Genomic DNA, 24,549 nt, shown 5'->3' on the forward strand with positions numbered 1-24,549 from the left:
CGGACCCTTGTGTCCGGCGTGCGCATTTCCGGCGCCCGCATTGCCATGCGCGCCACCGACCCCGCAAGGAGCGCGAACCATGCCTGCCGATCTGACGGCGTTTGACTGGAGTGACCCCTTATTGCTGGAGCAGCAGTTGAGTCCTGGCGAGCACGCGTTGCGGCACAATGCGCGTGCCTTCGCCGAACATCACCTGGCGCCGCGCGTGGCGCAGCGCTTTCGCAGCGCGCGCGCAGACCCGGCCCTGTTTCGCGAAATGGGCCGGCAAGGCTTGCTGGGCGCCTGGCTGCCCGCCAGCGAGGGCGGCAGCGGGCTGGGCGCGGTAGCCGAGGGCTTGCTGGCACGCGAGATCGAGCGCGTCGATTCCGGCTACCGCTCGATGCTGTGCGTGCAGCCCTCGCTGGTCATGCAGGCGATCTGGCTGTGCGGCAGCGCCGCACAGCGCCAGCAGTATCTGCCGGGCCTCGCCAGCGGCGCCATGGTCGGCTGCTTTGGCCTCGTCGACGGCGAACGGCCGCTGCGCGCCCGCAGCGTGGCGGGTGGCTACCTGCTCGATGGTGTCAAGCGCCGCATCACCAACGGCCCGCTGGCCGATGTGCTGGTGGTGTGGGCCAGCGACGCCGATGGCGTGGCGCGTGGCTTCGTGCTGCGCAAGGGCATGCCGGGCTTGACGGTGCCGGTGCTGCACGGCAGCGCGGGCCTGCGTGCCGCCCTGTATGGCGACATTGTGATGGAACAGGTCTTCTGCCCGCGCGAGGCACTCTTGCCCGATGGCGGCGCGGTCGCCGTGGAAACCTGTCTGACGGCATCGCGCTACGGCGTGGCCTGGGGCGCGCTGGGCGCGGCCGAGGCTTGCTGGCATGCGGCGCGCCGGCATGCGCTCGAACGCAGCCAGTTCGGCCAGCCGCTGGCCTTCAGCGAAATGGTGCAGCAAAAGCTGGCCGACATGCAGGCTGGCATCGCCATGGCCCTGCAGGGCTGTCTGCGCCTGGGACGCCTGCGGGAAGCAGGGCTGGCGACGGCGGAAATGACGGCCATGGTCAAGCGCCACGCCTGCGCCACGGCGCTCGATGCGGCGCGCGGCGCGCGCGACTTGATCGGCGGCAATGGCATCGACGACAGCGCGGGCGTATTGCGCCACCTGTCGAACCTGGAGATGGTGCAGGCTTACGAAGGGCGGCGCCAGGCCGATGCGCTGGCCCTGGGCTGTCCGCGCACGGTGGCGCACATGCTGCGCCAGAAGGCGGGCTGACCGCGCGCGATGAAAAAAAGGGCCGCGCCGGTATCGCTGGCGCGGCCCTTTTCAGCTGGCGCGGTGGCGTCAGGCGTTGCTGCTCAATTCGACCAGTTCATAATAGGTCTGCATGTAGCCGCCCACGCAGCCCTTGAGGAATATGTAATTGCCATCGTCCGTGCACCACACGTCGTACGGCGGATGCTCCTGCGGCAACTCGCCGGCCGTGTCGATATAACGGAAATGCAGTGCCGGGAAGGTGCCGGCGGCCACGGTGACTTCTTCCCGGCCGATGAATTCCAGGCCAAAACCCAGCGCAAACAGCATCGGCCCGGTGGCGCCGCGATGATCGGGTGAGGTCAGCATCAGGTGCGGGAACGCTTGTTTTCCGGGACCCTGTGCCAGGTCGTAGATACGCAGGCACAGGGCGTCGCCGCAGATCGGGTGGGCGCCCAGCCAGCGCACGCGCTCCTGCAGCGCGATGGTTTGCGTGATGCGTCCGTCGCGCCGGTTGCTGGTCTCGCAATCGGCCTGGGTCGGCGAAAAGCGCATCAGGCCCGTGCCTTCATACTTGTCGCCCACCGTCAGCCTGACGGAGCAGTCGATCGGGTACCACTCGGGGTCGAGGCTCATGACGACATCACGGATGACGTTGGGCGCATCGTCGATCTCGCAGTGGGCGTGCATCACGCGCACGCCGTCGGCCTGGTCGGTCAGCATGAAGTACTCGCGCCCCCGTTCCTGGCCCAGGCGCTCGGGCTTGTTGCTGGTGTAGCGGATGGTGCCGCGGATGGTCTTGTGTTTCATGGTGTGTCCTTGCTCAGAATGGCTTGACGGCGGCCAGGAACGCCACGGTGCCGATGCCGATCCAGTACAGATAGGCCAGGCGGCGGCCCGTGCGGATCGAGCGTTCGAGAACCGCTTCGAGTCCGACGGTGTCTTTTTCCACCGCCAGACGGCGGAACATGACGGTCCACTCGCGCATGATGAAGCGCAGTTTCAGGCCGATCACCAGCATCAGCGAGTAAATCAGCACTTTCGCCGCGAACCACTTCTGGCTTTCGCCGGCCAGGAAGGGGCCATAGCCGAGCAGCGAGGCGACGGCGCAGATGAATAGCACGGGAATGACGAGGAAGCGGATTTTTTCATCGATCTGCGTCAGCTTCAAGCCGGTGTCGGACTCGCGGTACAGGAATGCCGCCCAGGCCAGGCCCAGCCAGCCGGCGAACAGCACCCACATCAGCGTCAGCCAGTTGCCGCCGAACGGCTGCACACCCCACAGGTGGCCCATGTGCAGGCCCAGCGGCAGCAGCATGATGATGCCGCTGCGCGCCAGAATGTCGATGCGGTACGCCGTTTCCATGTGGCGCTTGCGTTCTTCCATCGGCAGCTTGCGGTTGATGACGTTGTAGGAGGTCTGGAAGACGCCCCACTCGCCACCCAGCCAGTACACCATGCAGATGATGTGGATCCATCGCAGTATGCCCAGTTCATTGAAATACATTGTGCTTCTCCCTTGCGTTGTTGTGAATGATGTTCAGGCCTGTGCCGCGCCGTCGCCGGCCGCCAGTTCGGCCGCAATGGCTTCCATGCTGCTTTCGTCGGCGTCTTCGAGCGCCTCGCGGTCCTGCTGCAGCATGCGGAAGATGCGCGCCACGTATTCCTTTTGCCACTGCGAGCGCTCGACATGCGCCTGCGGGTCGCGGAAGTTCTCGATGTCGGCACGTACCAGGCTGCCGTTCTTTTCCAGCAGGCGCTCGATGGTGTCGACGCGCTCGCGCAGCACGGCGAGCTCGGTCGCCACTGCCACGGCGATCGACAGCACGCGTTCGACGGCGGGGTCGTCGAGAAATTGCGGGCGCTTGCCCTTGGCGCGCCGGTTGGCCAGCGTGATCGGATCAAATGCATTCATGTCGTGTTTTCCTGTGGCGTTATTTCCAGGCGCCGAAGGCGGTCCAGGCGGCCGTGCGGCCATAATCCTGCGCGCCTTCGCCGGCCTGCGGGAAGATGTTGCGGTCGACCAGCGCGGCCATCGAGGTCTCGAAATAGCGGGCGAGGTCGAAGCCGGCACTGGCGATGATGGTCTCCAGGTCCAGATCGTGCATGACGGTCCAGAATGGCTCGTTGTTGTTGTATGTGTCCCAGTCGCGGATGAACTGTTCGTACAGCGCCATGCCCTTGTACTGCGGCTGTTCCAGGTGCAGGGTCAGCCCGCCCGGCGCAAGCAGGCGGTGGATCTCGCCCAGGATGCGTGGTAGCGCGCGCGTCGATGTCTCGTGCCAGAACATCGAGGTGGTGATCAGGTCGAAGCTGGCATCGGCATAGTCGAGCGCTTCGCCGTTGGCCTGGCGGAACGTCAGCCTGGTCGCGCCCAGCGACTGCGCGCGCGCATGCGCATAACGCAGCATGGGCGCCGCCACGTCCACCGCGACGACTTCCGCGTCAGGGAAGGCCAGCGCCAGCGGCACGATGTTGTGGCCCGTGGTGCAGCCGATGTCGAGGATGCGGCGTGGCTGGAATTGCGGGTGGTTGGTCTTCAGCCATTGCACGATGGCCTGGCCGCCGCCGTCGCTATAGCTGCCCAGCATGCCGGCAGTGGTGCAGAAGATGCCGGCATCGTAATTGGCCGCTGCCGAGACATCGTCCTGCACGATCTCGGTGTGATAGCCGCCCGGCATGCAGTGGATGTCCACGGCCGTCGCATAACGCGGTGACTGCACCGTGGCGTCCAGCTGCAAGGTGGCCTTGCCTTCGTTGAGCGCGCGCGCGGCGTCGATCAGACGTGGCAGCTGGCGGTACACCAGGCTGCGGCCCGCCTGCTGGCGCTGTTCCATCGAGTTGCGCCGCAAGGCGCTCCACATCTGGTAGGCGCTGTCCTGCTGCATCGCGCGGCGCACTTCCTGGCGGCTCGCCGGTTCGCGCCCATGCTCGGCAACGAAGCGCGGTCGCGTGCGTTTTTCGTAGGAGGTTTTCACGCCAGGCAGCAATTGACCGGACAAGAAAGTATTTACTTGCGCCAGCAGATTGAAGCGGGCGATTTCATCGTGGGTCGCCTCGGGGAACACGGCATGCCGGCCCAGTTGCGACCAGCTAGGCAAGCTTGCCCGCTTGGTGGAGTTCGTCATCGCAATCCTTGTACAGAGTGAGAGGTTACTGAAATTGCCATCGCGTTCGCGCCGGTGGCGCTGAAGCGCCGGGCGTCGTCGTCCCCATCGGGCAGCCGTGCAACATTCGATTGCAGACTACCGTTTAATGATGTTAGGATTAACTTGTCCGGACAAATGTACACGACTTTCCGCAAACTTCAAAGGAAATTTTGAGTGCTGCGGCAAGGTGACAGGCACTTGCCGCAGGGGTGGCAAGGCAATGGACAGGTACGACATGCAAGCCGGAATGCCGGCTTGGTTCAGCGCAGGCGCGCCTTCTTTCTTACAACGAGGTATGGCAGATGACTCAGATAATACAACAACAAAAAACCCTCATCGAGCGGATTTATCCGTGGATTATCGCCGTGCTGGCGTTGCTGGTGCTGCTGGTGACGAATGGCCTGGCCACCACCGGCATCACGGCCTTCGACGAGTCCTTGCTCAAGGAGTTCGGCTGGAGCCGCGGCCAGCTCAAATTGCGCGACCTGATTACCCTCTTTACCGCCGGCATGCTGGCGCCGTTCGCCGGCGTGCTGATCGACCGCATCGGCGTGCGCCGCCTGCTGCTGACGGGCAGCGTGCTGTTCGCCGCCCTGTACTACGCGTATGGCCAGATCCACAGCCTGGCGCAGATGTATTTGATACATGCCGGCTTCGGTGTGGTGCTGGTATGCGCCGGCATCAACGTCTCGGTGATCATGGTGTCGCAATGGTTCGTGCGCCTGCGCGGCCGCGCCATCGGTATCGCGCTGGTGGGCAGCAGCCTGGGTGGCGTGGTATTTCCGCCACTTGCGCTGCGTCTGATCGAGGCGTATGGCTGGCGCGGCGGCTTCCAGCTGATGGCCGGCTTTGCCATCGTATTGCTGGTGCTGGTGCTGCTGCTGGCCCGTCGTCCGGAGGAAAAGGGTTTGCAGGCGCTGGGCGCCGGCAGTACCTCGAATGGCGCCACGGGCGCCTCGAAAGATGACGTGCCGTATGCGGTGGCGCTCAGGACTGGCAGTTTCTGGGCTCTGACCTTTGTCGCCATGACCACCTTCTATTCGATCCTGGCCATGGCTTCGCACCTGTTCCTGCATATGCGCGACATGGGTTTCGATCCGAAGACGGCCGGCTCGGCACTGGGCCTGCTGTTCGGCCTGGGCCTGTTCAGCAAATTCCTGTTCGGCTTTCTGGCCGACGTGCTCCGGCCCAAGCTGGTGTTTGTCGCCAACGTCGTCGTCATGCTGACAGGCTTGCTGCTGCTGTCGAGCTTTGATCGCAACCTGGTGTGGTATGGCATTGTCGTCACGGGTTTTGGCTGGGGCGGCCTGTACACCATGATTCAGCTGCAAGCCGTCAACAACTTTGGCGTCACCGATGCGGGCAAGATCCTCGGCACCATCACGGCGCTCGACGCGATCGGTGGCGGCCTGGGCATCTGGCTGACGGGCGTGATGTTCGACCGTTACGGCAACTACCACATGGCCTTCTACATCCTGTGCGGCCTGCTGTTCCTGGCGTTGCTGGCGTCGACCCAGGTGCGTCGTGAAATCGGCGTGGCGCGCGTACGGCGCGCAGCTCAGGCGGCCTGAGTTCCAGGCGCTGGCAAATGAAAAGGGCCGCGCATTTGCGCGGCCCTTTTCATATCCGCCGCGCTTACGGCGTTTCGATCAGCTCGATTAACTCGCCGCCCGCGCCGCGCAGCAGCACCATGCGGCGTGCGCCGTACGCGGGCGCGGCCAGCGTGCTGCCTGCGATGCCCAGTGCGGCCAGGCGGCCCGGTGCGATGGCCAGGCTGATCATGGCGATGCCGGCCGGCAGGCCGCACGCGTGCGGCAGCGCGGGCGTGGCGTCGTCGACCTGGTCGATTTCCAGCAGCGCCTGTCCCGCCAGTTGCAGCACGGCGATTGGATACTGGCGTTCGATCGGATGGCCAAAGGCGCGGTTGAGCACCGTCACGCGCGTATCGAGCACCAGGCCGCTCTTGCCGGCCAGGCGTTCATGCAAGGCCAGGCTGGCGGCCCGCTGCGCCGTCGACAGCACGGGTATGAACAGGCGGTCGACGGGATCGACGGGCGCGAGTGGCAAGTCGAACGGCGGCACCGGCGCGCGTACTTCGGTTAGGTACAGCACCTCGCCGGCCGGACCGGCCACCTGCATGGCGCGGATCTTGTCGCTGATTTCCAGAAAGGCCGGTTCCCCGATGATGGTGAAGGGGCTGCCGGGCTGGCGCAGGCGTTCGGCCAGCGCATCGACATCCTGCACATGGACTTCCAGCGCCATCCAGCCATGGTGGCGCAAGGGTTGTGGCGCGGCGCAGCCGGGCGCCTCGACGATGCGCAGCCATTCTGACGCTCCCGACGCGGTGGCCAGCAGCAGCATGCGTTGGCCAGCCAGGGCCGGCAGCTGCCAGGCGCCAGCGTGTTCGGCGCTGATGCGGCAGTCGGCCAGCAGCCGAAAGCCGAAGCAATCGATGTAGGCAGCGGCGACGGCGTCGGCATCGCCGGCCAGCAGGGTACCGTGCAGCACGGGGCCGCACAGGGGATCAGTGTTTGTCATAGGCGGCGCTCATTTCCAGCAGCTCGGAGGTGCCGAGCAGATTGTTCAAGCCTTGCAGGTCGAGCATGCGTGAACGGTAGCCGCTGGTGCTGCCGTCCTGCTGCAGGCGGGCCAGGAATTCCTGGGCCATGTAGGTGTGGGCGCGCACCAGCGCACCCGGGAAAATGGCGATGGAAAAGCCCAGCTCCTGCAGCTGGCTGGCCGATTGCAGCGGCGTCGAGCCGCCTTCGACCATGTTTGCCAATAGCGGCACGCGGCTGCCGAATTCGGCGACGATGCGTTGCATCTGCCCCAGGTCTTCCGGCGCCTCGATGAAGAGGGCGTCGGCGCCCGCTTCCAGGTAGGCCTCGGCGCGCCGCAGGGCCGCGTCAAAGCCTTCCACGGCGATGGCGTCCGTGCGGATCAGCAGCAGCGTATCGGCGTGCTGGCGCGCATCGCGGGCAGCGCGCACCTTGGCCACCATCTCGGCCTGCGCCACCAGGCTCTTGCCGGGCAGGTGACCGCAGCGCTTGGGCAGCTGCTGGTCTTCCAGCTGGATCGCCGAGGCGCCCATGCGCTCGAATTGGCGCACCGTGCGCCACACATTGAGCGCATTGCCATAGCCATTGTCGGCGTCGACAATCAGCGGCAGGCTGACGCGATCGCGTATCAGGGCGATGGTGTCGGCCACCTCGCTCATGCCGACCAGGCCCACGTCGGGCCGGCCGAAGCGGGTGTAAGCCAAGCTGGCGCCGGACAGGTACATGGCCTTGAAGCCGGCGCGCTCGATCAGCGCGGCCGACAGCGCATCGTAGCCGCCGGGAGCGAGCACGATCTCGCCGCTGGCTAGCAGCTGGCGCAATTGGGTTGCATGGGTCATCGTCGTCTTCCTAGTTGGGGTTCATGGGCAAGCCGGTATTGCAGGTGCGGCAGCAAGCCGCCGGCGTCGAGCATCTGCATCAGGAATGGCGGCAGCGGCTGGCAAGGCAGGATGCCGGCAGGGCCGGCGTCGATGCGTCCCTGGCGCGCGTCGATGCTGATGGCGCTGCCGTCGGCGATCTCGCCGGCCCGTTCGCATACCAGCACGAGCAGGCCCAGATTGAGCGCGTTGCGGTAAAACAGGCCGGCGAACGAGGGGGCGATCACGGCCGCCACCCCCAACTGACGCAGTGCCTGCGGCGCCTGTTCGCGCGAAGAGCCGATGCCGAAATTGCGCCCCGCCACGACGATGTCGCCGGGGCGCACGTCGGCCGCAAAGCGCGGCAGCACGTCTTCCAGACAGTGGCGTGCGATCTCGTCGATGTCGAATTTCATGTATTTGCCGGGTGCCAGCACGTCGGTGTCGACGTTGTCTCCCAGTTTCCAGACTGTGCCGCTCATGCTGCGCGCTCCAGGTAAAGGCGTGGATCGGTGATATGGCCCGTCAGCGCGGAGGCAGCCACCGTGTACGGTGAGGCGAGGAAGACCTGGGCCGAAGCGGCGCCCATGCGGCCCTTGAAATTGCGCGCCGTGCTGGAAATGACACGCACGTTCTCGCCGAAGCGGTGCGCGCCATAGCCGGCGCAGGCGCCACAGGCGTTTGGCAGCAGCTGCGCGCCGGCATCCAGCAAGATGTCCAGCGTGCCTTCTTTTTGCGCCTGCTGCTGGTCGTGCAGCGAGGCCGGCGCCAGCATCAGCGTCACCTGCGGCGCCACGCGGCGGCCCTTGAGGATGCGCGCCGCCATGCGCATGTCTTCCAGCTTGGCGCCGGTACAGGCGCCGATGTAGGCGATGTCGATTGCCTGCGCATGGAACTGCTCCACGTCGGCCGCGTTGGCCGGGCTGAAGGGCGCTGCGACCTGCGGCGCCAGCGCGGCGGCGTCGAACACATGCTCCGCCAGCAGTGGCGCGTCGGCGTCGCTGTGCCAGGGCGCGGCGTCGGCATCGTGCACGCCGGCGGCGGCCAAGTAGGCCAGGGTGGTGGCGTCGGGTGCGATCAATCCGGCCTGGCCGCCGAATTCGGCCGTCATGTTGGCCATCGTCATGCGCTCTTGCATGTTCAGGGCGCGCACCGCGTCGCCCGTGTATTCGACGGCCTGGTACTGGCCGCCGTCCATGCCCAGGCGGCCGCACAGGAACAGCATGGCATCCTTGGCGCTGACGCCGTCGGCGAAGCGGCCGCTCCATTCGATGCGGATGGTGTCGGGCACGCGCAACCAGATTTCACCGCTGACCAGTACGCCCAGCATCTCGGTGGCGCCGACGCCGAACATATACGTGCCGAAGGCGCCGCCGGACGGCGAATGGCTGTCGCCGCCGACCACCAGCATGCCCGGCTTCAAATGCCCTTTTTCCGGCAGCACCACGTGACAGATGCCGACGCCGTCGTGGAAATGGCGGATGCCTTCGCTTTTCACCCAGTCGCGCGTGAGCGTGAGGATGGCGCGGCTGTCGTCGTCGCTGGCGGGCAGGTAGTGGTCCGTGACGATCACGTATTTCTCCGGGTCCCACACCGACACGCCCAGCTTTTCCAGCATCGGCTTGACCCGGCGCGGGCCGGAGGAATCGTGCGACATGGCCAGGTCGACGCGGCAGGTGACGATGTCGCCCGGCGTGACGTGGCTGCGGCCGCTGGCGCGGGCGATCAGTTTCTGCGCCAGCGTCTGGCCTGGCAAGGTGATGCTCATGCGTTCTCCCGGGAGGTCAGATGGCGGCGTCGCCATCGGCGGTGCCGAGCGACATGGTGAGTTGGAAACGGTCAGGGCGGTATAGCGCGCGCAGGTGGTCGGCCAGTTGCCCATGTTGGTCGTAGCTGAGGCGCTCGATTGCCAGCAATGGCTGGCCGACGCTCACTTTCAGCGCTTCGGCCACGGCCGCATCGGCGCCGACGGCCGTGATGGTCTGTTCGAAGCGGCTGATGATGACGCCGCAGGCGCGCAACAGTTCCAGGCGCAGGTCGCGCTGCAGCGCGCGCCGGTTGTAGCGCGGGCCGGGCGGGCGGGTCCAGCTTTCCAGGTAGGCGAATGGCACGTCGCTGTCGTGGCGCACGCGCAGCACACGCACCAGCGCCGCCTTCGGTTCGGTGCCAAACAGCTGCGCCAGCGCCGCCGGCGGTGCGGCACGCTCGAACGACAGCAACTGCACCCGCGTTTCGCGGCCGAAGGCGATCAGGTTGTCCAGCGCCGCGCTAAGCGCACCCTGCAGAGGCCGCTGCGTCATGCGGTGGATCACATATGAGCCGCGGCCGCGACCCCGTTCGATCAAGTCTTCCGCCGCCAGTTCGGCCAGCGCGCGCCGGCTGGTAATGCGCGACACCTGGTGCAGCGCCATCAATTCCTGCTCGCCGGGCAGGCGCTCGCCATGCGCGATTTCGCCGGACAGGATCTGCTGCTTGAGCAGCAGGTAGAGCTGGTGGTACAGCGGCACGGGCGAAGCCGAGGCAAGGCTGCGGGCGCTGGATATTTTCTCTGACATGGCTTTCCGGTTTCATTTCAAATGTTATACTTCTATGACATTTAAGCAGAAGCCGGTAGCGACGTCAAGACAAAGTCCGGCCGCCGCCCGTTGCCTGCGACGGGAAAAACAAGGGAGAAAAGATGAGCGAAGCACAAATACAATTGGCTGTCGAGGGCCAGGTGGCGCACCTGACGATCGCGCGTCCGCACAAGCGCAATGCACTGACGCAGGCCATGTGGCAAGACCTGCTGCAGGCGCTGCAGGGCTTGCGTGCCGTGCCGCAATTGCGCCTGCTGGTGCTGCGCGGCGCCGGCGGCGTGTTCAGCGCCGGCGCCGACATCGACGAACTGACGCAGATCATCGGTGATGCGCAGCGCTTGCGCCACAACAATGAGACGGTGCGTCTGGCGCAACTGGCCCTGCAGGAGCTGCCCTTTGCCAGCATCGCCGTCGTCGAAGGCGCCTGCGTGGGCGGCGGCTGCGGCCTGGCGCTGGCCTGCGATTTCCGCCTGGCCGCGCCGAACGTGCAGATGGCCATCACGCCAGCCCGGCTGGGCCTGCTCTACAGCGTGGAGGACGTGCGTCGCGTGGTGAATCTGGCGGGGCCGGCGCGCGCGCGCCAGTTGCTGCTGACGGGGCAGAAGATCGACGCCGCCACGGCGCTCGACTGGGGCATGCTCAATGAGGTGGTCGCGGCCGATGCGCTGGCCGAGCGCCTGCAGCACTGGAGCGCCATGCTGACATCGGCTTCGCCTTTCTCGGTGCGCGGCATCAAGCGCAGCATCGCCATGCTCGATGGCTCGCTGGCCGCCGATTTTTCCGCCCAGCAGGCGCTGTTTGAGCAAGCCTTCTCGCACGCCGACTTTGCCGAGGGCGCGCGCGCCTTCCTGGAAAAGCGCGCGCCCCGCTTCTAGCTTTCCCTCCCTACCGGCGCGCTGTTGCGCGTGTCGCACACATCGCGATTCCATGTTTGTGCCTGGGCGCTTATCGTGTACACTTATTTGTCCGGACATATTTAAGGTGCCGGGCGCCATCTTCAACTTGCAGCGGAGTGATATCGGATGACTGAATTTATTGATGTGCGCAATCCGCGCAGCGGCGTCAACGACTACCGCATTCCCGTGCATGACGCCGAAGCCAGCGCCGCCGTGGTGGCGGGCTTGCGCCAGGCGCAGCCGGCATGGCGCGCACTCGGCGCGGCAGGCCGGGCCGAGGTGCTCCTGGCCTGGGGCCTCGCCCTCGATGGCGCGCGTGACGCCTTGCTGGCGGCCGTTTGCGCCGACACGGGCCGTTATCGCGAGTCGGCGCTGGAAGTCGATGCGGTGCTGAGTACTTTGCGCCGCTGGTGTGCGCAAGGGCCTGCGCTGTTGGCCGGCACGCCTGACCGCCCGAGTGCGATTCCGTCGATTTCCATCCGCGCCGGGCATACGCCGTTTGCGGTGGCCGGCGTCATCAGCCCCTGGAACTTTCCGCTGCTGCTGTCGCTGATCGACGCCATTCCCGCCCTGCTGGCCGGCTGCGCCGTGGTCATCAAGCCGTCCGAGATCACGCCGCGCTTCGTCGCACCGCTGCGCGCGACGATCGCGCAAGTACCGCAGCTCGAAGCGGTGCTGCAATTGATTACCGGCGCCGGCCACACCGGTGCCACCCTGATTGGTCAGGTCGACGTGGTGTGCTTCACGGGCAGCGTGGCCACTGGCCGCAAGGTGGGCGAGGCGGCCGCGCGCGCCTTCGTACCTGCCTTTCTGGAACTGGGCGGCAAGGACCCGGCCATTGTCCTCGATGACGCCGATATCAAGCGCGCCGCGCGCGCCATCGCCTGGGGCGGCATGGGTTCGGCTGGCCAGTCCTGCATGTCGATCGAGCGCGTCTATGTGGACCGGCGCATCGCCCCGGCCTTCCTCGACGCGCTGGTGCATGAAGTGTCGCGCTTGCGCCACTGCTATCCCGATATCCGCGACGGCGAGATCGGGCCCATCATCTCCGAGGCGCAGGCGGCCATCGCCGCGCGCCACTTGGCTGAGGCGCGGGAGCAGGGCGCCACGGTGCTGTGCGGCGGCCAGGTGCTGGACCTGGGCGGCGGCAAGTGGTGCCAGCCGACGGTGCTGGGTGGCGTGCGCCACGGCATGTCGGTGGTGGATGAGGAGTCGTTTGCCGCCATCTTGCCGGTGATGACCTTCGGTAGCGATGACGAAGCCGTGGCGCTGGCCAATGACACGCGTTTCGGCCTGTCGGCCGCCGTCTTCGGCGGCGACCAGGAACGCGCGCTGGCGCTGGCCTCGCGCCTGGAAGCTGGCGCCATTTCCATTAACGATGCGGCCCTGACGGCCGTCGTGCACGAGGGAGCGAAGCAGTCGTTCAAGCTTTCGGGCATGGGCGGCTCGCGCATGGGCTCGGCCAGCATCGCGCGCTTCTACCGCCAGCAATCCTATTTGATCAGCAATGGCGCCGATGACGCCTGGTGGTTCTGATTCAGGTCTTTCCATTTAGCCTACGAGGAGCAGTGCATGGAATTGTCGGACAAATCGGCGCGCGCCATCTACGAAGAAATCAAGGCCAACCCCACGCGGGCGCGCTTCGGTTTCGGCAAGAAAGCGGTGCTGGTGAATATCGATGTGCAGAACGCGTATACCCGTCCCGAGGAATTCAAGACGGCCTATGAAACCGATCCGCGCCAGATCGAATACATCAACGCCCTGGCGCGCAATTTCCGCGCGCGCGGCTGGCCGGTGGTGTGGACGCATGTGGCCTACATGGAGTCGGCCGAGGACGCGGGCGTGTGGGGCACGCGCACGAATACCCCCGATTCGCTGCAGAACATCAAGCAGGGCTCGCGCCGCGCCGCCTTTGACGAGCGTGCCGAGATCGATCATGTGCGCGACGTGATCTATTGTAAAAAGATGCCGTCGCCATTTTTTGAAACGCCGCTGCAGTCGCTGCTGGTGTGGCACCAGGCCGACACCGTCATCATCACGGGCGGCTCGACCTCGGGCTGCGTGCGGGCGATGGCCGTCGACAGCCTGTCGCGCGGTTACCGCACCATCGTGCCGGAAGAGTGCGTGGCCGACAAGCATGAAAGCTACCACTACGCCAACCTGACCGACATGCTGCTGAAGTACGCCGATGTGCTGCCGGTGGCCGATGTGCTGGCCTGGAGCGGCGCATCGGCGGAGGGCGCGCCATGAAAAGCGACACCGGCTACTACGATTACTGGGCCTACCACGAACGGCCGCGCATCGTCTGGCCGAACGGCGCGCGCCTGGCCTTCTGGGTGGCGCCGAACATCGAGTTCTACGAACTCGATCCACCTGTCAATCCGCAGCGCGCGGCCTGGCCGCATGCCTACCCGGCCGTGGCTGGCTATTCGATCCGCGACTACGGCAACCGTGTTGGCCACCTGCGCCAGATGGCGCTGCTCGACAAGTACGGCATCCGCGGCTCGATTTCGCTGTCCACCGCGCTGTGCGAACACCATCCCGAGATCATCGCCATGTGTCGCGAGCGCGATTGGGAGTTCTTCAGCCATGGCATCTACAACACGCGCTATACCTATGGCATGAGCGAAGAGCAGGAGCGCGGCATGATACGCGAGTCGATGGAGACCATCGCCCGCCATGCAGGGCGCATGCCGGCGGGCTACCTGGCGCCCGCGCTGTCGCATTCGGAAGTGACGCTGGACCTGTTCGCCGAACTGGGTGGCAAGTACACCTGCGACCTGTTCCACGACGACCAGCCCACACCCGTGCGGGTGCGCGGTGGCCAGAAGTTCGTCTCGGTCCCGTATTCGCTGGAGATGAACGACACCATCGCGTATGTCGTCAACAAGGTCACGCCGCGCGGCTACGGCCAGAATATCCGCGACTGCTTCGACCGCCTGTATGCCGAGGGCGCGCGATCAGGCACCGTCATGTGCGTGCCGACGCATAACTACCAGGTCAGCTGCCCGCACCGCCTGAAGGCGTTCGAGGAGGCGCTGGAATACATCACCGGCCACCCGGACGTGTGGCTGGCCACGGGCCGCGAGATCGCCGAGTACTACAACGCTTATTATCACGATGCCGCGCTGGCCGATATCGCCGCCAGGCAGAAAGGAGTCTCGCATGGCACTGGGCGCTGAACACCTGGCCTATCCGCAACGCCGACATGGCATGGATCATGAGCGCTATGACTGGTCGATGCTGGGCCAGCGCGCCCCCGTCGCCTGGCCGAACGGGAAAAAGCTGGCTCTGTGGGTGAACGTGGGGCTGCAGTTTTTTCCCATGAATCCGGGCAGTCCCGTGCGCCTGCCGGGCAGCATGAGCATGCCGTACCCGGATCTGCGCCACTTTACCTTGCGCGACTACGGCAACCGCGTCGGCATCTACCGCTTCCTGGACGCGTTCGACGCGCATGGCGTGAAGCCGACGCTGGCCGTCAACGCGGGCCTGGCCGAGCGCTACCCATACCTGTTCGAGCACCTGCTGGCGCGCGGCGATGAAATCATCGGTCACGGCTGGGACATGGACCATCCGCATGCGGGCACGCTGGCGCGGCAGGACGAGGCCGAGCTGGTGGCGCGTACCTTGCAGCGCTTGCGCACCTTGTCCGGACAGCCGGTGCGCGGCTGGCTCAGCCCGGGCAAGCTGGAAACGGCGCACACGCCAGAACTGCTGGCGGCGAACGGCATCGCGTATTTTTGCGACTGGGTCAATGACGACATGCCGTACGCCTTCCGCACCGGCAATGGTCCGTTGCTGGCCATGCCGCTGTCGACGGAACTGGAAGACCGCTTCATCCTGATGGACAACCTGCATCCGGCCGCGTCCTACCTGGAGCAGGTGAAGGATGCCTGCGATCTGCTGCTGGCCGAGGCGCGCCAGCAGGGCGGACGCATCCTGGCGCTGTCGGTCCACCCGTGGATGCTGGGCCAGCCGCACCGCATCGCCTATCTGGAGCAGGCACTGGCCTACATCATGGCGCAGCCGGACGTCTGGAGCGCCAGCGCCGGCGAGATCGCCGACGCCTTCCAGGCCGCCACGCCCTTTACGCCAGCCTGAACGACGCGCAGTATCAATCGCCGATTGACACTGCCTTCGATTGCTATCTATAATTTGTCCGGACAACATGATAATCCGGACCGCCAAGGAGATGAAGATGCAAACGTTGATCGTTTTATTCAACCTGAAGGACGGCGTCGACGCCGCCGCGTACGAGCGCTGGGCCCACGAGACCGACCTGCCGGTGGCCAGCGCGCTGGCGTCGGTGGACAGTTTCGAGGTGCTGCGTACCCTGGCCGTGATGGGCAGCGACCAGGCTCCGCCTTACCAGTACATCGAGCGCCTGCGCATCAACGACATGGCGCTGCTGGGCCAGGAAGCGGGTGGCGCGGCGATGCAAAAGGTAGCCGCCGAATTCCGTGCCTTTGCCGACAATCCCCTGTTCATCATCACCGAATCGATCTGAAAGATGGCCATGTATCCTGACCTGAAAGGCAAGACCGCCATCATCACCGGTGGCGGCAAGCGTGCCGGCCTGGGCTTCGCCATGGCCGTGCGCCTGGCGCAAGAGGGCGTCAACATCGTGCTGGCCGACCTGGGCGATGCACAAGCATCACCAGCGCCGACGCAGGAAATGCAGGCGCTGGCGGCTGAATTGCAGGGCGCGGGCGTGCAAGCCCTGCCGCTAGTGTGCGACATGCTCGATGCAGCCGCCGTGCAGGCGATGGTCGACACGGCCGTGGCGCACTTCGGCCGCATCGACATCCTGGTCAACAACGCCGGCGTGGGCTACCTGATGAAACCCATCGTCGAAATGACGGTGCAGGAATGGGATACGGTGCTGGGCGTGAACCTGCGTGGCGTGTTCCTGGCCACGCAAGCCGTGGCGCGCCACATGATCGCCCATGGCGGCGGTGGGCGTATCGTCAACATCGCCTCGCAGGCCGCCAAGTCCGGCTTTCCCAACGCCTCGGCCTACACCGCGTCCAAGCATGGCCTGGTGGGCCTGACGCGCGTGGCCGCCATCGAGCTTGGCAAGCACCGCATCAATGTCAACGCCATCTGCCCGAATCACGTGACGACGGGCCTGGGCGCCTGGCAGAACGCGTATTTTGCGGAGCAGGCCGGCGTCAGCCTGGACGACTACCTGGCCGCCATGCGCAGCCGCATCCCGCTGGGCCGTCCCGGCCTGCAGTCCGACACCGCCAACGCCTGCGCCTACCTGTGCTCGGAGCAGTCGCAGTACATGACGGGCGAAGCGATGAATGTCAGCGGCGGCGAAGAATATCACTGAGACGGGCATACCCGTACTCACACAGAGGAGATACCCGATGAATGCAGCACAGTGGCAGTGGCCGGACGGCGCGCGTATCGCCGTGTCGATCGTAGTGAACGTCGAAGAAGGCTCGGAATACACGCTGGCCGACGGCGATGGCATGACGGAACCGGTCGACGAACTGGCGGTGACCCTGAAAAAGCCGATCCGCAACTATGGCAATGAATCGAACTACCAGTACGGCATCAAGGAAGGCGGACCGCGCATCCTGGCGCTGCTGCGCAAGCACAGGATCACCGCCACCTGGACTGCCGCCGCGCTGGCGCTGGAACGCGCGCCCTACCTGGCGCAGGCGATCCGCGACGAGGGGCACGAAGCCTGCTCGCACGGCTGGCGCTGGGTGCACCAGTTCCGCCTGAACGAGACGGAAGAGCGCCAGTTCATCCGCCAGGCGGCCGACAGCATCGAACGCAGCACGGGCCAGCGCCCGGTGGGCTGGCTGTCGCGCTACCTGCACACGCAGCATACGCGCCGCCTGCTGCAGGAAGAAGGCTTCCTGTATCACATGGACGACTACAGTGCCGACACACCGTTCTGGGGCGCCGTCGAAGGCTCGGACAAGCCGATGGTGATCGTGCCGTACGCGCTCGATTCGAACGACATGAAGATGTGGGTGGCGCCGGCGCTGACGCCGGACCAGTGGCTCAAGTACGCGATCGACACCTTCGACGTGCTGTATCAGGAAGGCGCGGAAGGCGCCGCGCCGCGCATGATGTCGCTGGGCCTGCACCTGCGCATCGTCGGGCGTCCGGGCCGTATCTGGGCCGTCGAGCGTTTCTTCGAACATATTCGCAGCAAACCTGGCGTGTGGATCGCCACGCGGCGCGCCATCGCCGAGCATTTCCAGGCGCAGAACCCGGCCGGGACGGCGGCATGACCGCGGCTGCCTTGCGCTGCATGCTGTTCGTGCCGGGTAACCGGCCCGAGCGCTTCGCCAAGGGCATCGCCAGCGGCGTTGACGCCATCATCATCGATCTCGAAGACGCCGTTCCGCTGGCGGAAAAGGACGGTGCGCGCAGCACCGTCATGGCCTACCTGGCGGCGCCGCGCGAAGGCCGCGTCGCGCTCGGCGTGCGCATTAACGCCCTCGGTACGGCGGCTGGCCTGCGCGACTTGCTGGCGCTGGGCGACAGCGGCGCCGTGCCCGATTTCGTCATGCTGGCGAAGGTGGGCGATGCGGCCGAAGTACGCCAGGCCGCCGCGCTGACGGACGCGCGCACCGGCCTGGTGGCGCTGATCGAGTCGCCGGGCGGATTGGCTCGCGTCGAAAGCATCGCCACCGCCCACCCGCGCCTGCGCGCGCTGATGTTCGGCGGCGGTGATTTTGCCGCCGAATCGCGCGCCCAGTTCAGCTGGGAGCCTCTGCTGTATGGGCGCCAGCGCCTGGCGGCGGCGGCCGCCGCCGCTGGCATCGAAGCGATCGATGTGCCTTTCCTTGATTTGCAGGATGTGGCCGGGCTGGAAGCGGAAACGCGGCGCGTGCTGGCGCTGGGCTACACCTGCAAGGCGGCCATCCATCCGTCGCAGGTGGCGCCGGTGCAGCAGTGCTTTGCCGCCGACCAGGCCACGCTGGAGCGCGCACGGCGCATCGTCGCCGCCGCGCTCGAACATGGCGACGGCGCCTTTTCCTTCGAAGGCCGCATGGTCGACCGCCCCATCGTGCAGGCGATGCAGCGCATCGTCGCCTTTGGTGCGCTGGCCGGTGGCAGGCAGTGACAACGGACCACATCACTTTTGATTTAATAACCAAGGAATACAAGATGGTACAGAACGTCAAGCAAATCGGTCCGCAGCGTTTCCGCGAAACTTTCGGCCGCCATTATGAACAGTTTGAAATCGGCGACGTGTATGAACACCGCCCCGGCCGCACCATCACCGAGACCGACAATATCTGGTTTACGCTGCTGACGATGAATACGCACCCCATGCATTTCGACGAGCAGTATGCCAAGGCCAGCGAGTTCGGCAAGTGCATCGTCTGCAGCCCCTTCACGGTGGCCCTGATGGTCGGCATGAGCGTGACCGACGTGAGCCAGAAGGCGATTGCCAACCTGGGTTGGCAAGACATCAAAATGACGTATCCCCTGTTCGCCGGCGACACCCTGACGGCCGAATCGGAAGTGCTGGCCAAGCGCGAGTCGGCCAAGCGCCCAGGCGCCGGCATCGTCACGGTGAAGACCAAGGGCTTTAACCAGGATGGCACGCTGGTGTGCGAATTCACGCGCGTCATGCTGATTGCCAAAGACGGCCACAGCGTCGAAGAACGCGTCGGCTATTGAGACAGGAACCGCCATGACACAACAGAGCAACTGGAATGCCGAAGACGAAGCCGCGATCCTTGATGCGGTATCGACCTGGGTCGAGAAGGAAGTGCGGCCGGTGGCGCGCAAGTACGACCAGGCCGACGTGTATCCACACGAACTGGTCGAGCAGATGAAGGAACTGGGCCTGTTCGGCGCCACCATTGGTCAGGAGTATGGTGGCCTTGGCTTGTCCGCCGCAACCTACGCCAGGATTGTCATCAAGGTGGCGTCAGCCTGGATGGCGCCGTCGGGCATTTTCAATTCGCACCTGATCATGGCGGCAGCCATCGAACGCTGCGGCACGGAAGAGCAAAAACGCAAGTGGCTGCCGAAGATGGCCACGGGCGAATTCCGCGGCGGCATCGGCCTGACCGAGCCGAACGCGGGCACCGACTTGCAGGCCATCCGCACGGTAGCCCGGCGCGACGGCGACGGCTATGTGGTCAATGGCGCCAAGACCTGGATCACCAACAGCCTGCACGGCCACGGCATCCTGCTGCTGGTGAAGACCGATCCGCTGGCCGAGCCGCGCCACAAGGGCATGTCGATGCTGATCGCTGAAAAGGGCGAGGGCTTCGTCGTCGCCAACAAGATGAGCAAGCTCGGTTACCGCGCCATCGACACCTGCGAGCTGGTGTTCGACAACTACCGCGTCCCGGCCGACTGCCTGCTGGGCGGTGAGGAAGGCAAGGGCTTCCTGCAAGCCGTGGGCGGACTGGAACTGGGGCGCATCAATGTTGCCTCGCGCGGCTGCGGCATCGCCCTCGGTTCGCTGGAACTGGCGCTGCGCTATGCGCAGGAGCGCGAAGCGTTCGGCAAGCCCATCGCCCAGCATCAGGCGATCCAGCTCAAGTTGGCCGACATGGCCACCAGCGTCGAAGGAGCGCGCCTGCTGATCGAGCAGGCCGCGCGCAAGTATGATGCGCACGAGCGCTGCGATCTCGAAGCAAGCATGGCCAAGCTGGCCGGCTCGGAAGCGGGCGTGTTCTGTTCGCAGGAAGCCATGCGCATCTTTGGCGGCTACAGCTATTCGACCGAATACGAGATCGAGCGCTACTACCGCGATGCGATGCTGATGTGCATAGGCGAGGGCACGAATGAAGTGCTGCGTACCGTGATCGCCAGGCAGCTGATCGAGAGGAACAAGATATGAACCTGCCCCTGGCCGGTATCCGCATCGTCACGGTGGAACAGTATGGCGCCGGCCCGTTCGGCTCCATGTACCTGGCCGACCTGGGCGCGGAAGTGATCAAGATCGAAAATCCGCACACTGGCGGCGACGTGGCGCGCGGCAGCGGCCCGTTCTTCCTGGGCGAGGGCGACAGCCAGTTCTTCCAGACCTTCAATCGCAACAAGCAAAGCCTGTCGCTGGACCTGAAGCAGGCCGAGGGCCGCGCCGTGTTCGAACGCCTGGTGGGCAGCGCGCACGCGGTGCTGAACAACCTGCGCGGCGACCAGCCGGAAAAGCTGGGCCTGACGTATGCCGCGCTGCGCCATCTGAACCCGGCGCTGGTCTGCGCGCATTTGTCGGCCTATGGGCGCGACAATGAGCGCAGCACCTGGCCCGGCTACGATTACCTGATGCAGGCTGAAGCGGGCTACATGCACCTGACGGGCGAACCGGATGGGCCGCCCACGCGCATGGGACTGTCGATGGTCGATTACATGACGGGCGTGACGACGGCGCTGGCGCTGACGGCAGGCCTGGTGGGCGCGCTGCGCGACGGCCAGGGGCGCGACGTCGATGTCAGCCTGTTCGACGTGGCGCTGCATCAGCTGACCTATCCGGCCACCTGGTACCTGAACGGAGGCCACGAGACGCGGCGCATGCCTGCCTCGGCGCATCCGTCGACGGTGCCGTGCCAGACCTTTGCCAGCAGCGATGGCTGGATCTTCGTCATGTGCATGACGGAGAAATTCTGGCAGCTGCTGCTGGCCGAGATCGATTCACCGGCCTTGTCCGACGATGCGCGCTTTGCCTGCATCGCCGAGCGTTCGCGCCACCGCGAACCTTTGCTGGCGCTGCTGGGCGAGCAGTTCCGGCGCCGCAGCACGGCCGAATGGATGGCTGCGCTGGCCGGCAAGCTGCCGATCGCCCCCGTCTGCGCGCTGGGCGAGGCGCTCGACAATCCCTATCTGGAACGGGTGGGCATGCTGCAGCACACGCCGCATCCGCAAGCGCCGCGGATGCGCGTGCTGAGCAATCCGATCAAGCTCGATGGGCAGCGCCTGGCGGGCAAGGTGTGTCCGCCGCTGGGCGCCGACAGCGATACCCTGCTCGCTGGGCTGGGCTATGACCAGGCGGACATCGCCGGCCTGCGCGCGCGCGGCGTGCTCTAAATTCAGGTGAGGAGAGAGTGATGAAACTCGAAGGCATACGCGTACTGGACCTGTCGCAATTCCTGCCCGGTCCCCATCTGACCATGATGATGGCCGATCATGGGGCGGAAGTGATCAAGATCGAGCCGCCGGGCGGCGAACCGGTGCGCCAGGTGGGCTTGCGCCAGAACGGCCACAGTGTCTGGTTTCGCAATACGCACCGTAACAAGCGCTGCATGGCCCTGAACCTGAAGCGCCAGGAGGCGGTGCAGGTCGTGCTGCGCCTGGCGCGCGACGCCGATGTCTTCGTCGAGGCCTTCCGTCCCGGCGTGATGCAGCGCCTGGGCCTGGGCTACGAGGCGCTGCGCGCCGTCAATCCGCGCATCGTGTACTGCTCCATCTCGGCCTACGGCCAGACGGGGCCGAACAGCCAGAAGCCGGCGCACGACCTGTCGATCCAGGCCGAGAGCGGCCTGGTGAGCGTCAACCTGGGAGCCGATGGCGCGCCAGCCATGCCAGGCTTGCCGGCGGCCGACATGGCCGGCTCGCTGATGGCGCTGTCGGCGATTCTGATGGCGCTGCTGCGCCGCGCCAGCACCGGCAACGGCGACTATATCGATTTATCCATGCAGGACGCCTTGCTGGCCTGGACGCCGAACGTGATGGGTCCCGTCTTTGCCGAACAGCGCGCGCCGGTAGTGAAGGAAGAGCGTTCCTGGGGCGGCGCCGCGTTCTACGGCATTTATGCCACGGCCGACGGGCGCCACCTGACGCTGGGTGGGAGCGAAATCAAGTTTGCGGAAAACCTGCTGGCGGCGCTGGGCCGTTCCGACCTGCTCGACGACTGCCGCCAGCCGCCCGGCCCGGCGCAGGACGCCGTCAGGGAATTCCTGCGCACGGCCTTCGCCAGCCGAACCCTGATGCAGTGGCAAACCTTTTTGACGCCGCTCGACGTGTGCTGGGCACCCGTGAATACCCTGCACGAGGCGCTGCACACGGAACACGTGCGCGCGCGCGGCATGCGCCCTGAACTGCCGGCGGGCCAGCCGCACCTGGGCATTCCGATCCGTTTTGCGGACGAACCTGGACGCCTGGACGCGCGCCTGGAAGAGCTGGGCGAGTCGACCGACGCCGTGCTGGCCGAACTCGGTTATGACTTGCCGGCCATCGCCGCCTTGCGGGCTGCCGGCGCGCTATGACGCCGCCAGCGCGTCAGTCGCGCTGCAGCACCGTGGAGTAGCTGAACAGATTGCCCGGATGCCAGCTGGCGGCGTACAGGATGACGCCGCCTTTTTCATCGAAGTACACGCGGTCTGTGCGGAAGGCGGCCGCCCTGGCTTCGCAGCCGAGCGCCTCGGCGGCCTCGTCGTCCAGTTCGACGGCGGAAAATACCTGCTCGATGTGATGCACGTTCTTCAGGTTGATCAGCTTGAGCATGGTCAGCACGCTCTGTTCGGGATCGAGCAGGGCCTTGCGCACGGCGGCAGTCTTGCCGGCGATGTAAATGCGCGTAAACGAGAACGGCCGGTTGTCGTGGCGCTGGTGCCGTACGCCACACAGCAGGATGGCGGGCGCGCCGGCCGTGGTGCGCAGGAAGTGCGCCGGCTCCGGCGCCAGCCCAATTTCCCTGGAAAACAGGGGGCGCAGGCGGCTGGCATTGCCATACTGTAGCAAGTCCTCGATGTTCTGAATGTTGTGGTTGTAGCGCACGGGCGGCGTGCGCGAGACCACGATGGAACCCGAACCCTGACGCCGTTCGATCAGGCCCGCCATTTCCACCAGGTTCAGCGCCTCGCGCGCCGTGTAGCGGCTGATGCCGTAGTGCTCGCAGAGGATTTTTTCCGTCGGCAGAAAGGTATCGACCGGGTATTTGGCCGAGATGATGCCGGCGATCAGTTCATCGGCGACTTGCCGGTAGCGGTGCGGTGCCGCTTCCGGCGTGGCGGTTTTGCTGCTGGATGCTTTTGTGCTCATGTCCTTGTTCCTATAGTTGGCCGCATTGGTTGCGCCAGGCTGCTGCAAGTTGTTCGCGAAACGCGGGCGCGGCGATATCGATCAGTGCCCGGGCCCGGCCGGCCACTCCCAGGTGGCGCAGGTCGGCGCAGCCGTACTCCGTCACGATGCAATCGACATCGGTGCGTGGAACGCTGACAAGACCATGCAAAATTGGCACAATTCTGGAGAGTGTGCCATTCCTTGCAGTTGCCGGCAAGGCAAGTATTGATAAACCTTGATGCGATTCCCGCGCGCCCCGCACAAAATCGAGCATGCCACCAACGCCGCTGACCTGGCGCCCATTTAACGTCTCCCCATTTACCTGCCCCAGCAAGTCCACGTTCAGCGCGGAATTGATGCTGATGAAGCGCTCGATGCCGGCCAGCGTGGCCGCTGCATGCGTGTGGCTGACCGGCGCAAAGCGCACCAGTTGCGGATCGGCCACGCGCCGGTACAGTGCTTCGCTGCCCAGGGCCACGCCAGCCGTCACGGGCGGGCCTTGCGGGCCGGGCGCCGCCAGTGCGCCGCTGTCGGCCAGGCCGCACAGCGCCGTCGAGACCATGCCGGAATGGATGCGCAAGCCGCGATGGCCGCCCAGCATCTCCAGCACCGCTGCCTGCAGCTTGCCCAGGCCGAACTGCAAGGTGCTGCCGTCGCCGATGCGCGCCACCACCTGGCTGGCCAGCGCCTGCAGCACGGGATCGGGGGCTTCGTCTTCCAGTGTCAGCAGCGGGTGATCCGCTTCGACGGCGTAGGCGATGTCGCGCCAGGCGATATGGGGTCCCCTGGTGCGCGGCATGCGCGGATTGATGTGCGCCACGATGCGGGCGCCGCTGGCAAGTGCGGCTGGCGTGAAGTCGGCGGCGATGCCCAGGCTGCAGTTGCCATCGCTGTCCGGCGGCGCCACCTGCACCAGCGCCAGGTCGAAGTGTCCTGTCTGGCCCAGATAAGCGGGGAGCGCATTATAGTGCATCGGCAGATAATCGAAGCGCCCTGCCTCGTACGAGGCGCGCAGCTGCGGCGACATGAAAAAGCCTTCGGCGCGGCATGCATCGCCCAGTCCCGCGAAGTCGAACGTATTCACGCCAGGTATCCACACGCCGCTGAAGGTGACGCCGGCGGCCTGCGCCGGATGCGCTTGCAGCCAGGCTTGGAACAGCAATGAATGTCCGGCGCAGCCGGGCGCGTAGACGCGGCTGCCGGAACGCAGCAGCTGATGGAACAGGGTGGGTGTCAGAGTTGTAGGCATCGTGTTAATTTGATTGCGCAAGCAGCGCGAAAAATATAA

At 65.7% G+C, this 24,549-nt stretch carries 26 protein-coding genes; 15 read left to right on the forward strand and 11 right to left on the reverse strand.

Translation table 11 applies throughout. The annotated features are described in order from the left end of the window. Positions 1–79: 79 nt before the first annotated feature. Positions 80–1,252 (forward strand): acyl-CoA dehydrogenase family protein, encoded by a 1,173-nt coding sequence (locus tag ACPJXG_RS01720; protein WP_425253199.1) that lies wholly within the window; start codon positions 80–82, stop codon positions 1,250–1,252. A gap of 69 nt (positions 1,253–1,321) precedes the next feature. On the opposite strand, the gene ACPJXG_RS01725 is transcribed toward ACPJXG_RS01720, so the two are convergent. The 4 genes from ACPJXG_RS01725 to ACPJXG_RS01740 are packed head-to-tail and all read right to left on the reverse strand — an operon-like array spanning position 1,322 to position 4,359. Further along, positions 1,322–2,041 (reverse strand): hypothetical protein, encoded by a 720-nt coding sequence (locus ACPJXG_RS01725; protein ID WP_425253200.1) that lies wholly within the window; start codon positions 2,039–2,041, stop codon positions 1,322–1,324. Between the two features lie 13 nt (positions 2,042–2,054). Next, the gene (locus tag ACPJXG_RS01730) at positions 2,055–2,738 is read right to left on the reverse strand and encodes a hypothetical protein (RefSeq protein ID WP_425253201.1); all 684 of its coding nucleotides are present in this window, start codon (positions 2,736–2,738) and stop codon (positions 2,055–2,057) included. A gap of 33 nt (positions 2,739–2,771) precedes the next feature. Beyond that, complete coding sequence (locus ACPJXG_RS01735; RefSeq protein ID WP_425253202.1) at positions 2,772–3,146, reverse strand: hypothetical protein; 375 nt, start codon at positions 3,144–3,146, stop codon at positions 2,772–2,774. 19 nt (positions 3,147–3,165) lie between these two features. Further along, positions 3,166–4,359, reverse strand: a complete 1,194-nt coding sequence (locus ACPJXG_RS01740) for a class I SAM-dependent methyltransferase (RefSeq protein WP_425253203.1) — start codon at positions 4,357–4,359, stop codon at positions 3,166–3,168. Positions 4,360–4,682: 323 nt separating this feature from the next. On the opposite strand from ACPJXG_RS01740, the gene ACPJXG_RS01745 reads away from it, so the two are divergent. Further along, complete coding sequence (locus ACPJXG_RS01745; RefSeq protein ID WP_425253204.1) at positions 4,683–5,951, forward strand: MFS transporter; 1,269 nt, start codon at positions 4,683–4,685, stop codon at positions 5,949–5,951. Positions 5,952–6,015: 64 nt separating this feature from the next. Here the strand turns inward: ACPJXG_RS01745 and ACPJXG_RS01750 are convergent, their stop codons facing one another. The 5 genes from ACPJXG_RS01750 to ACPJXG_RS01770 are packed head-to-tail and all read right to left on the reverse strand — an operon-like array spanning position 6,016 to position 10,350. Further along, positions 6,016–6,918 (reverse strand): VOC family protein, encoded by a 903-nt coding sequence (locus ACPJXG_RS01750; protein WP_425253205.1) that lies wholly within the window; start codon positions 6,916–6,918, stop codon positions 6,016–6,018. Then, positions 6,905–7,777, reverse strand: coding sequence for an isocitrate lyase/PEP mutase family protein (locus tag ACPJXG_RS01755; RefSeq protein ID WP_425253206.1), 873 nt, complete (start codon positions 7,775–7,777; stop codon positions 6,905–6,907). The genes ACPJXG_RS01750 and ACPJXG_RS01755 overlap by 14 nt, the downstream gene beginning before the upstream one ends. Then, positions 7,774–8,277: a 3-isopropylmalate dehydratase gene (locus tag ACPJXG_RS01760; RefSeq protein WP_425253207.1), complete on the reverse strand. Its 504-nt coding sequence runs from the start codon at positions 8,275–8,277 to the stop codon at positions 7,774–7,776. Before ACPJXG_RS01760 ends, ACPJXG_RS01755 begins: the two co-directional genes overlap by 4 nt. Next, positions 8,274–9,563 (reverse strand): 3-isopropylmalate dehydratase large subunit, encoded by a 1,290-nt coding sequence (locus ACPJXG_RS01765; protein ID WP_425253208.1) that lies wholly within the window; start codon positions 9,561–9,563, stop codon positions 8,274–8,276. The genes ACPJXG_RS01760 and ACPJXG_RS01765 overlap by 4 nt, the downstream gene beginning before the upstream one ends. 16 nt (positions 9,564–9,579) lie before the next feature. Then, a complete protein-coding gene (locus ACPJXG_RS01770) occupies positions 9,580–10,350 on the reverse strand; it encodes a GntR family transcriptional regulator (protein WP_425253209.1) in 771 nt (256 codons plus the stop codon). Between the two features lie 122 nt (positions 10,351–10,472). On the opposite strand from ACPJXG_RS01770, the gene ACPJXG_RS01775 reads away from it, so the two are divergent. From ACPJXG_RS01775 to ACPJXG_RS01835, 13 genes are all read left to right on the forward strand, one after another. Next, positions 10,473–11,246 (forward strand): enoyl-CoA hydratase/isomerase family protein, encoded by a 774-nt coding sequence (locus ACPJXG_RS01775; protein ID WP_425253210.1) that lies wholly within the window; start codon positions 10,473–10,475, stop codon positions 11,244–11,246. A gap of 147 nt (positions 11,247–11,393) precedes the next feature. Continuing rightward, complete coding sequence (locus ACPJXG_RS01780; RefSeq protein WP_425253211.1) at positions 11,394–12,803, forward strand: aldehyde dehydrogenase family protein; 1,410 nt, start codon at positions 11,394–11,396, stop codon at positions 12,801–12,803. 36 nt (positions 12,804–12,839) lie between these two features. Continuing rightward, positions 12,840–13,517 (forward strand): isochorismatase family protein, encoded by a 678-nt coding sequence (locus ACPJXG_RS01785; protein WP_425253212.1) that lies wholly within the window; start codon positions 12,840–12,842, stop codon positions 13,515–13,517. Next, positions 13,514–14,449, forward strand: a complete 936-nt coding sequence (locus ACPJXG_RS01790; RefSeq protein WP_425253213.1) for a polysaccharide deacetylase family protein — start codon at positions 13,514–13,516, stop codon at positions 14,447–14,449. The genes ACPJXG_RS01785 and ACPJXG_RS01790 overlap by 4 nt, the downstream gene beginning before the upstream one ends. After that, positions 14,433–15,368, forward strand: coding sequence for a polysaccharide deacetylase family protein (locus tag ACPJXG_RS01795; RefSeq protein ID WP_425253214.1), 936 nt, complete (start codon positions 14,433–14,435; stop codon positions 15,366–15,368). Before ACPJXG_RS01790 ends, ACPJXG_RS01795 begins: the two co-directional genes overlap by 17 nt. Before the next feature lie 97 nt (positions 15,369–15,465). Further along, positions 15,466–15,774, forward strand: coding sequence for a hypothetical protein (locus ACPJXG_RS01800; protein WP_425253215.1), 309 nt, complete (start codon positions 15,466–15,468; stop codon positions 15,772–15,774). 3 nt (positions 15,775–15,777) lie between these two features. Then, the gene (locus tag ACPJXG_RS01805) at positions 15,778–16,602 is read left to right on the forward strand and encodes an SDR family NAD(P)-dependent oxidoreductase (RefSeq protein ID WP_425253216.1); all 825 of its coding nucleotides are present in this window, start codon (positions 15,778–15,780) and stop codon (positions 16,600–16,602) included. A gap of 37 nt (positions 16,603–16,639) precedes the next feature. Continuing rightward, positions 16,640–17,521: a polysaccharide deacetylase family protein gene (locus ACPJXG_RS01810; protein ID WP_425253217.1), complete on the forward strand. Its 882-nt coding sequence runs from the start codon at positions 16,640–16,642 to the stop codon at positions 17,519–17,521. Continuing rightward, complete coding sequence (locus ACPJXG_RS01815; RefSeq protein WP_425253218.1) at positions 17,518–18,360, forward strand: HpcH/HpaI aldolase/citrate lyase family protein; 843 nt, start codon at positions 17,518–17,520, stop codon at positions 18,358–18,360. Before ACPJXG_RS01810 ends, ACPJXG_RS01815 begins: the two co-directional genes overlap by 4 nt. Before the next feature lie 44 nt (positions 18,361–18,404). Further along, on the forward strand, positions 18,405–18,923 hold the full coding sequence (locus tag ACPJXG_RS01820) for a MaoC family dehydratase (RefSeq protein WP_425253219.1): 519 nt from the start codon (positions 18,405–18,407) through the stop codon (positions 18,921–18,923). A 13-nt stretch (positions 18,924–18,936) separates the two neighbouring features. Then, positions 18,937–20,100 (forward strand): acyl-CoA dehydrogenase family protein, encoded by a 1,164-nt coding sequence (locus ACPJXG_RS01825; protein WP_425253220.1) that lies wholly within the window; start codon positions 18,937–18,939, stop codon positions 20,098–20,100. Then, positions 20,097–21,287, forward strand: a complete 1,191-nt coding sequence (locus ACPJXG_RS01830; protein ID WP_425253221.1) for a CaiB/BaiF CoA transferase family protein — start codon at positions 20,097–20,099, stop codon at positions 21,285–21,287. The genes ACPJXG_RS01825 and ACPJXG_RS01830 overlap by 4 nt, the downstream gene beginning before the upstream one ends. A gap of 20 nt (positions 21,288–21,307) precedes the next feature. Further along, positions 21,308–22,465: a CaiB/BaiF CoA transferase family protein gene (locus ACPJXG_RS01835; RefSeq protein WP_425253222.1), complete on the forward strand. Its 1,158-nt coding sequence runs from the start codon at positions 21,308–21,310 to the stop codon at positions 22,463–22,465. Positions 22,466–22,478: 13 nt separating this feature from the next. Here the strand turns inward: ACPJXG_RS01835 and ACPJXG_RS01840 are convergent, their stop codons facing one another. Beyond that, positions 22,479–23,240, reverse strand: coding sequence for a GntR family transcriptional regulator (locus ACPJXG_RS01840; protein WP_425253223.1), 762 nt, complete (start codon positions 23,238–23,240; stop codon positions 22,479–22,481). Positions 23,241–23,250: 10 nt separating this feature from the next. Next, positions 23,251–24,510 (reverse strand): acetyl-CoA hydrolase/transferase family protein, encoded by a 1,260-nt coding sequence (locus ACPJXG_RS01845; RefSeq protein WP_425253224.1) that lies wholly within the window; start codon positions 24,508–24,510, stop codon positions 23,251–23,253. Positions 24,511–24,549 lie beyond the last annotated feature (39 nt).

The sequence above is a fragment of the Janthinobacterium sp. NFX145 genome, from assembly GCF_049810325.1.
Taxonomy (GTDB): Bacteria; Pseudomonadota; Gammaproteobacteria; order Burkholderiales; family Burkholderiaceae_D; genus Janthinobacterium; species Janthinobacterium rivuli.

What these genes read in the sequence shown, in the direction of transcription:
- ACPJXG_RS01725 (WP_425253200.1), bottom strand. Translation starts at nt 2,041, where the DNA reads ATGAAACACAAGACCATCCGCGGCACCATCCGCTACACCAGCAACAAG.
- ACPJXG_RS01760 (WP_425253207.1), bottom strand. Translation starts at nt 8,277, where the DNA reads ATGAGCGGCACAGTCTGGAAACTGGGAGACAACGTCGACACCGACGTG.
- ACPJXG_RS01815 (WP_425253218.1), top strand. Translation starts at nt 17,518, where the DNA reads ATGACCGCGGCTGCCTTGCGCTGCATGCTGTTCGTGCCGGGTAACCGG.
- ACPJXG_RS01720 (WP_425253199.1), top strand. Translation starts at nt 80, where the DNA reads ATGCCTGCCGATCTGACGGCGTTTGACTGGAGTGACCCCTTATTGCTG.
- ACPJXG_RS01765 (WP_425253208.1), bottom strand. Translation starts at nt 9,563, where the DNA reads ATGAGCATCACCTTGCCAGGCCAGACGCTGGCGCAGAAACTGATCGCC.
- ACPJXG_RS01845 (WP_425253224.1), bottom strand. Translation starts at nt 24,510, where the DNA reads ATGCCTACAACTCTGACACCCACCCTGTTCCATCAGCTGCTGCGTTCC.
- ACPJXG_RS01810 (WP_425253217.1), top strand. Translation starts at nt 16,640, where the DNA reads ATGAATGCAGCACAGTGGCAGTGGCCGGACGGCGCGCGTATCGCCGTG.
- ACPJXG_RS01840 (WP_425253223.1), bottom strand. Translation starts at nt 23,240, where the DNA reads ATGAGCACAAAAGCATCCAGCAGCAAAACCGCCACGCCGGAAGCGGCA.
- ACPJXG_RS01785 (WP_425253212.1), top strand. Translation starts at nt 12,840, where the DNA reads ATGGAATTGTCGGACAAATCGGCGCGCGCCATCTACGAAGAAATCAAG.
- ACPJXG_RS01795 (WP_425253214.1), top strand. Translation starts at nt 14,433, where the DNA reads ATGGCACTGGGCGCTGAACACCTGGCCTATCCGCAACGCCGACATGGC.
- ACPJXG_RS01735 (WP_425253202.1), bottom strand. Translation starts at nt 3,146, where the DNA reads ATGAATGCATTTGATCCGATCACGCTGGCCAACCGGCGCGCCAAGGGC.
- ACPJXG_RS01745 (WP_425253204.1), top strand. Translation starts at nt 4,683, where the DNA reads ATGACTCAGATAATACAACAACAAAAAACCCTCATCGAGCGGATTTAT.
- ACPJXG_RS01825 (WP_425253220.1), top strand. Translation starts at nt 18,937, where the DNA reads ATGACACAACAGAGCAACTGGAATGCCGAAGACGAAGCCGCGATCCTT.
- ACPJXG_RS01770 (WP_425253209.1), bottom strand. Translation starts at nt 10,350, where the DNA reads ATGTCAGAGAAAATATCCAGCGCCCGCAGCCTTGCCTCGGCTTCGCCC.
- ACPJXG_RS01730 (WP_425253201.1), bottom strand. Translation starts at nt 2,738, where the DNA reads ATGTATTTCAATGAACTGGGCATACTGCGATGGATCCACATCATCTGC.
- ACPJXG_RS01835 (WP_425253222.1), top strand. Translation starts at nt 21,308, where the DNA reads ATGAAACTCGAAGGCATACGCGTACTGGACCTGTCGCAATTCCTGCCC.
- ACPJXG_RS01750 (WP_425253205.1), bottom strand. Translation starts at nt 6,918, where the DNA reads ATGACAAACACTGATCCCCTGTGCGGCCCCGTGCTGCACGGTACCCTG.
- ACPJXG_RS01830 (WP_425253221.1), top strand. Translation starts at nt 20,097, where the DNA reads ATGAACCTGCCCCTGGCCGGTATCCGCATCGTCACGGTGGAACAGTAT.
- ACPJXG_RS01820 (WP_425253219.1), top strand. Translation starts at nt 18,405, where the DNA reads ATGGTACAGAACGTCAAGCAAATCGGTCCGCAGCGTTTCCGCGAAACT.
- ACPJXG_RS01805 (WP_425253216.1), top strand. Translation starts at nt 15,778, where the DNA reads ATGGCCATGTATCCTGACCTGAAAGGCAAGACCGCCATCATCACCGGT.
- ACPJXG_RS01790 (WP_425253213.1), top strand. Translation starts at nt 13,514, where the DNA reads ATGAAAAGCGACACCGGCTACTACGATTACTGGGCCTACCACGAACGG.
- ACPJXG_RS01755 (WP_425253206.1), bottom strand. Translation starts at nt 7,777, where the DNA reads ATGACCCATGCAACCCAATTGCGCCAGCTGCTAGCCAGCGGCGAGATC.
- ACPJXG_RS01775 (WP_425253210.1), top strand. Translation starts at nt 10,473, where the DNA reads ATGAGCGAAGCACAAATACAATTGGCTGTCGAGGGCCAGGTGGCGCAC.
- ACPJXG_RS01800 (WP_425253215.1), top strand. Translation starts at nt 15,466, where the DNA reads ATGCAAACGTTGATCGTTTTATTCAACCTGAAGGACGGCGTCGACGCC.
- ACPJXG_RS01740 (WP_425253203.1), bottom strand. Translation starts at nt 4,359, where the DNA reads ATGACGAACTCCACCAAGCGGGCAAGCTTGCCTAGCTGGTCGCAACTG.
- ACPJXG_RS01780 (WP_425253211.1), top strand. Translation starts at nt 11,394, where the DNA reads ATGACTGAATTTATTGATGTGCGCAATCCGCGCAGCGGCGTCAACGAC.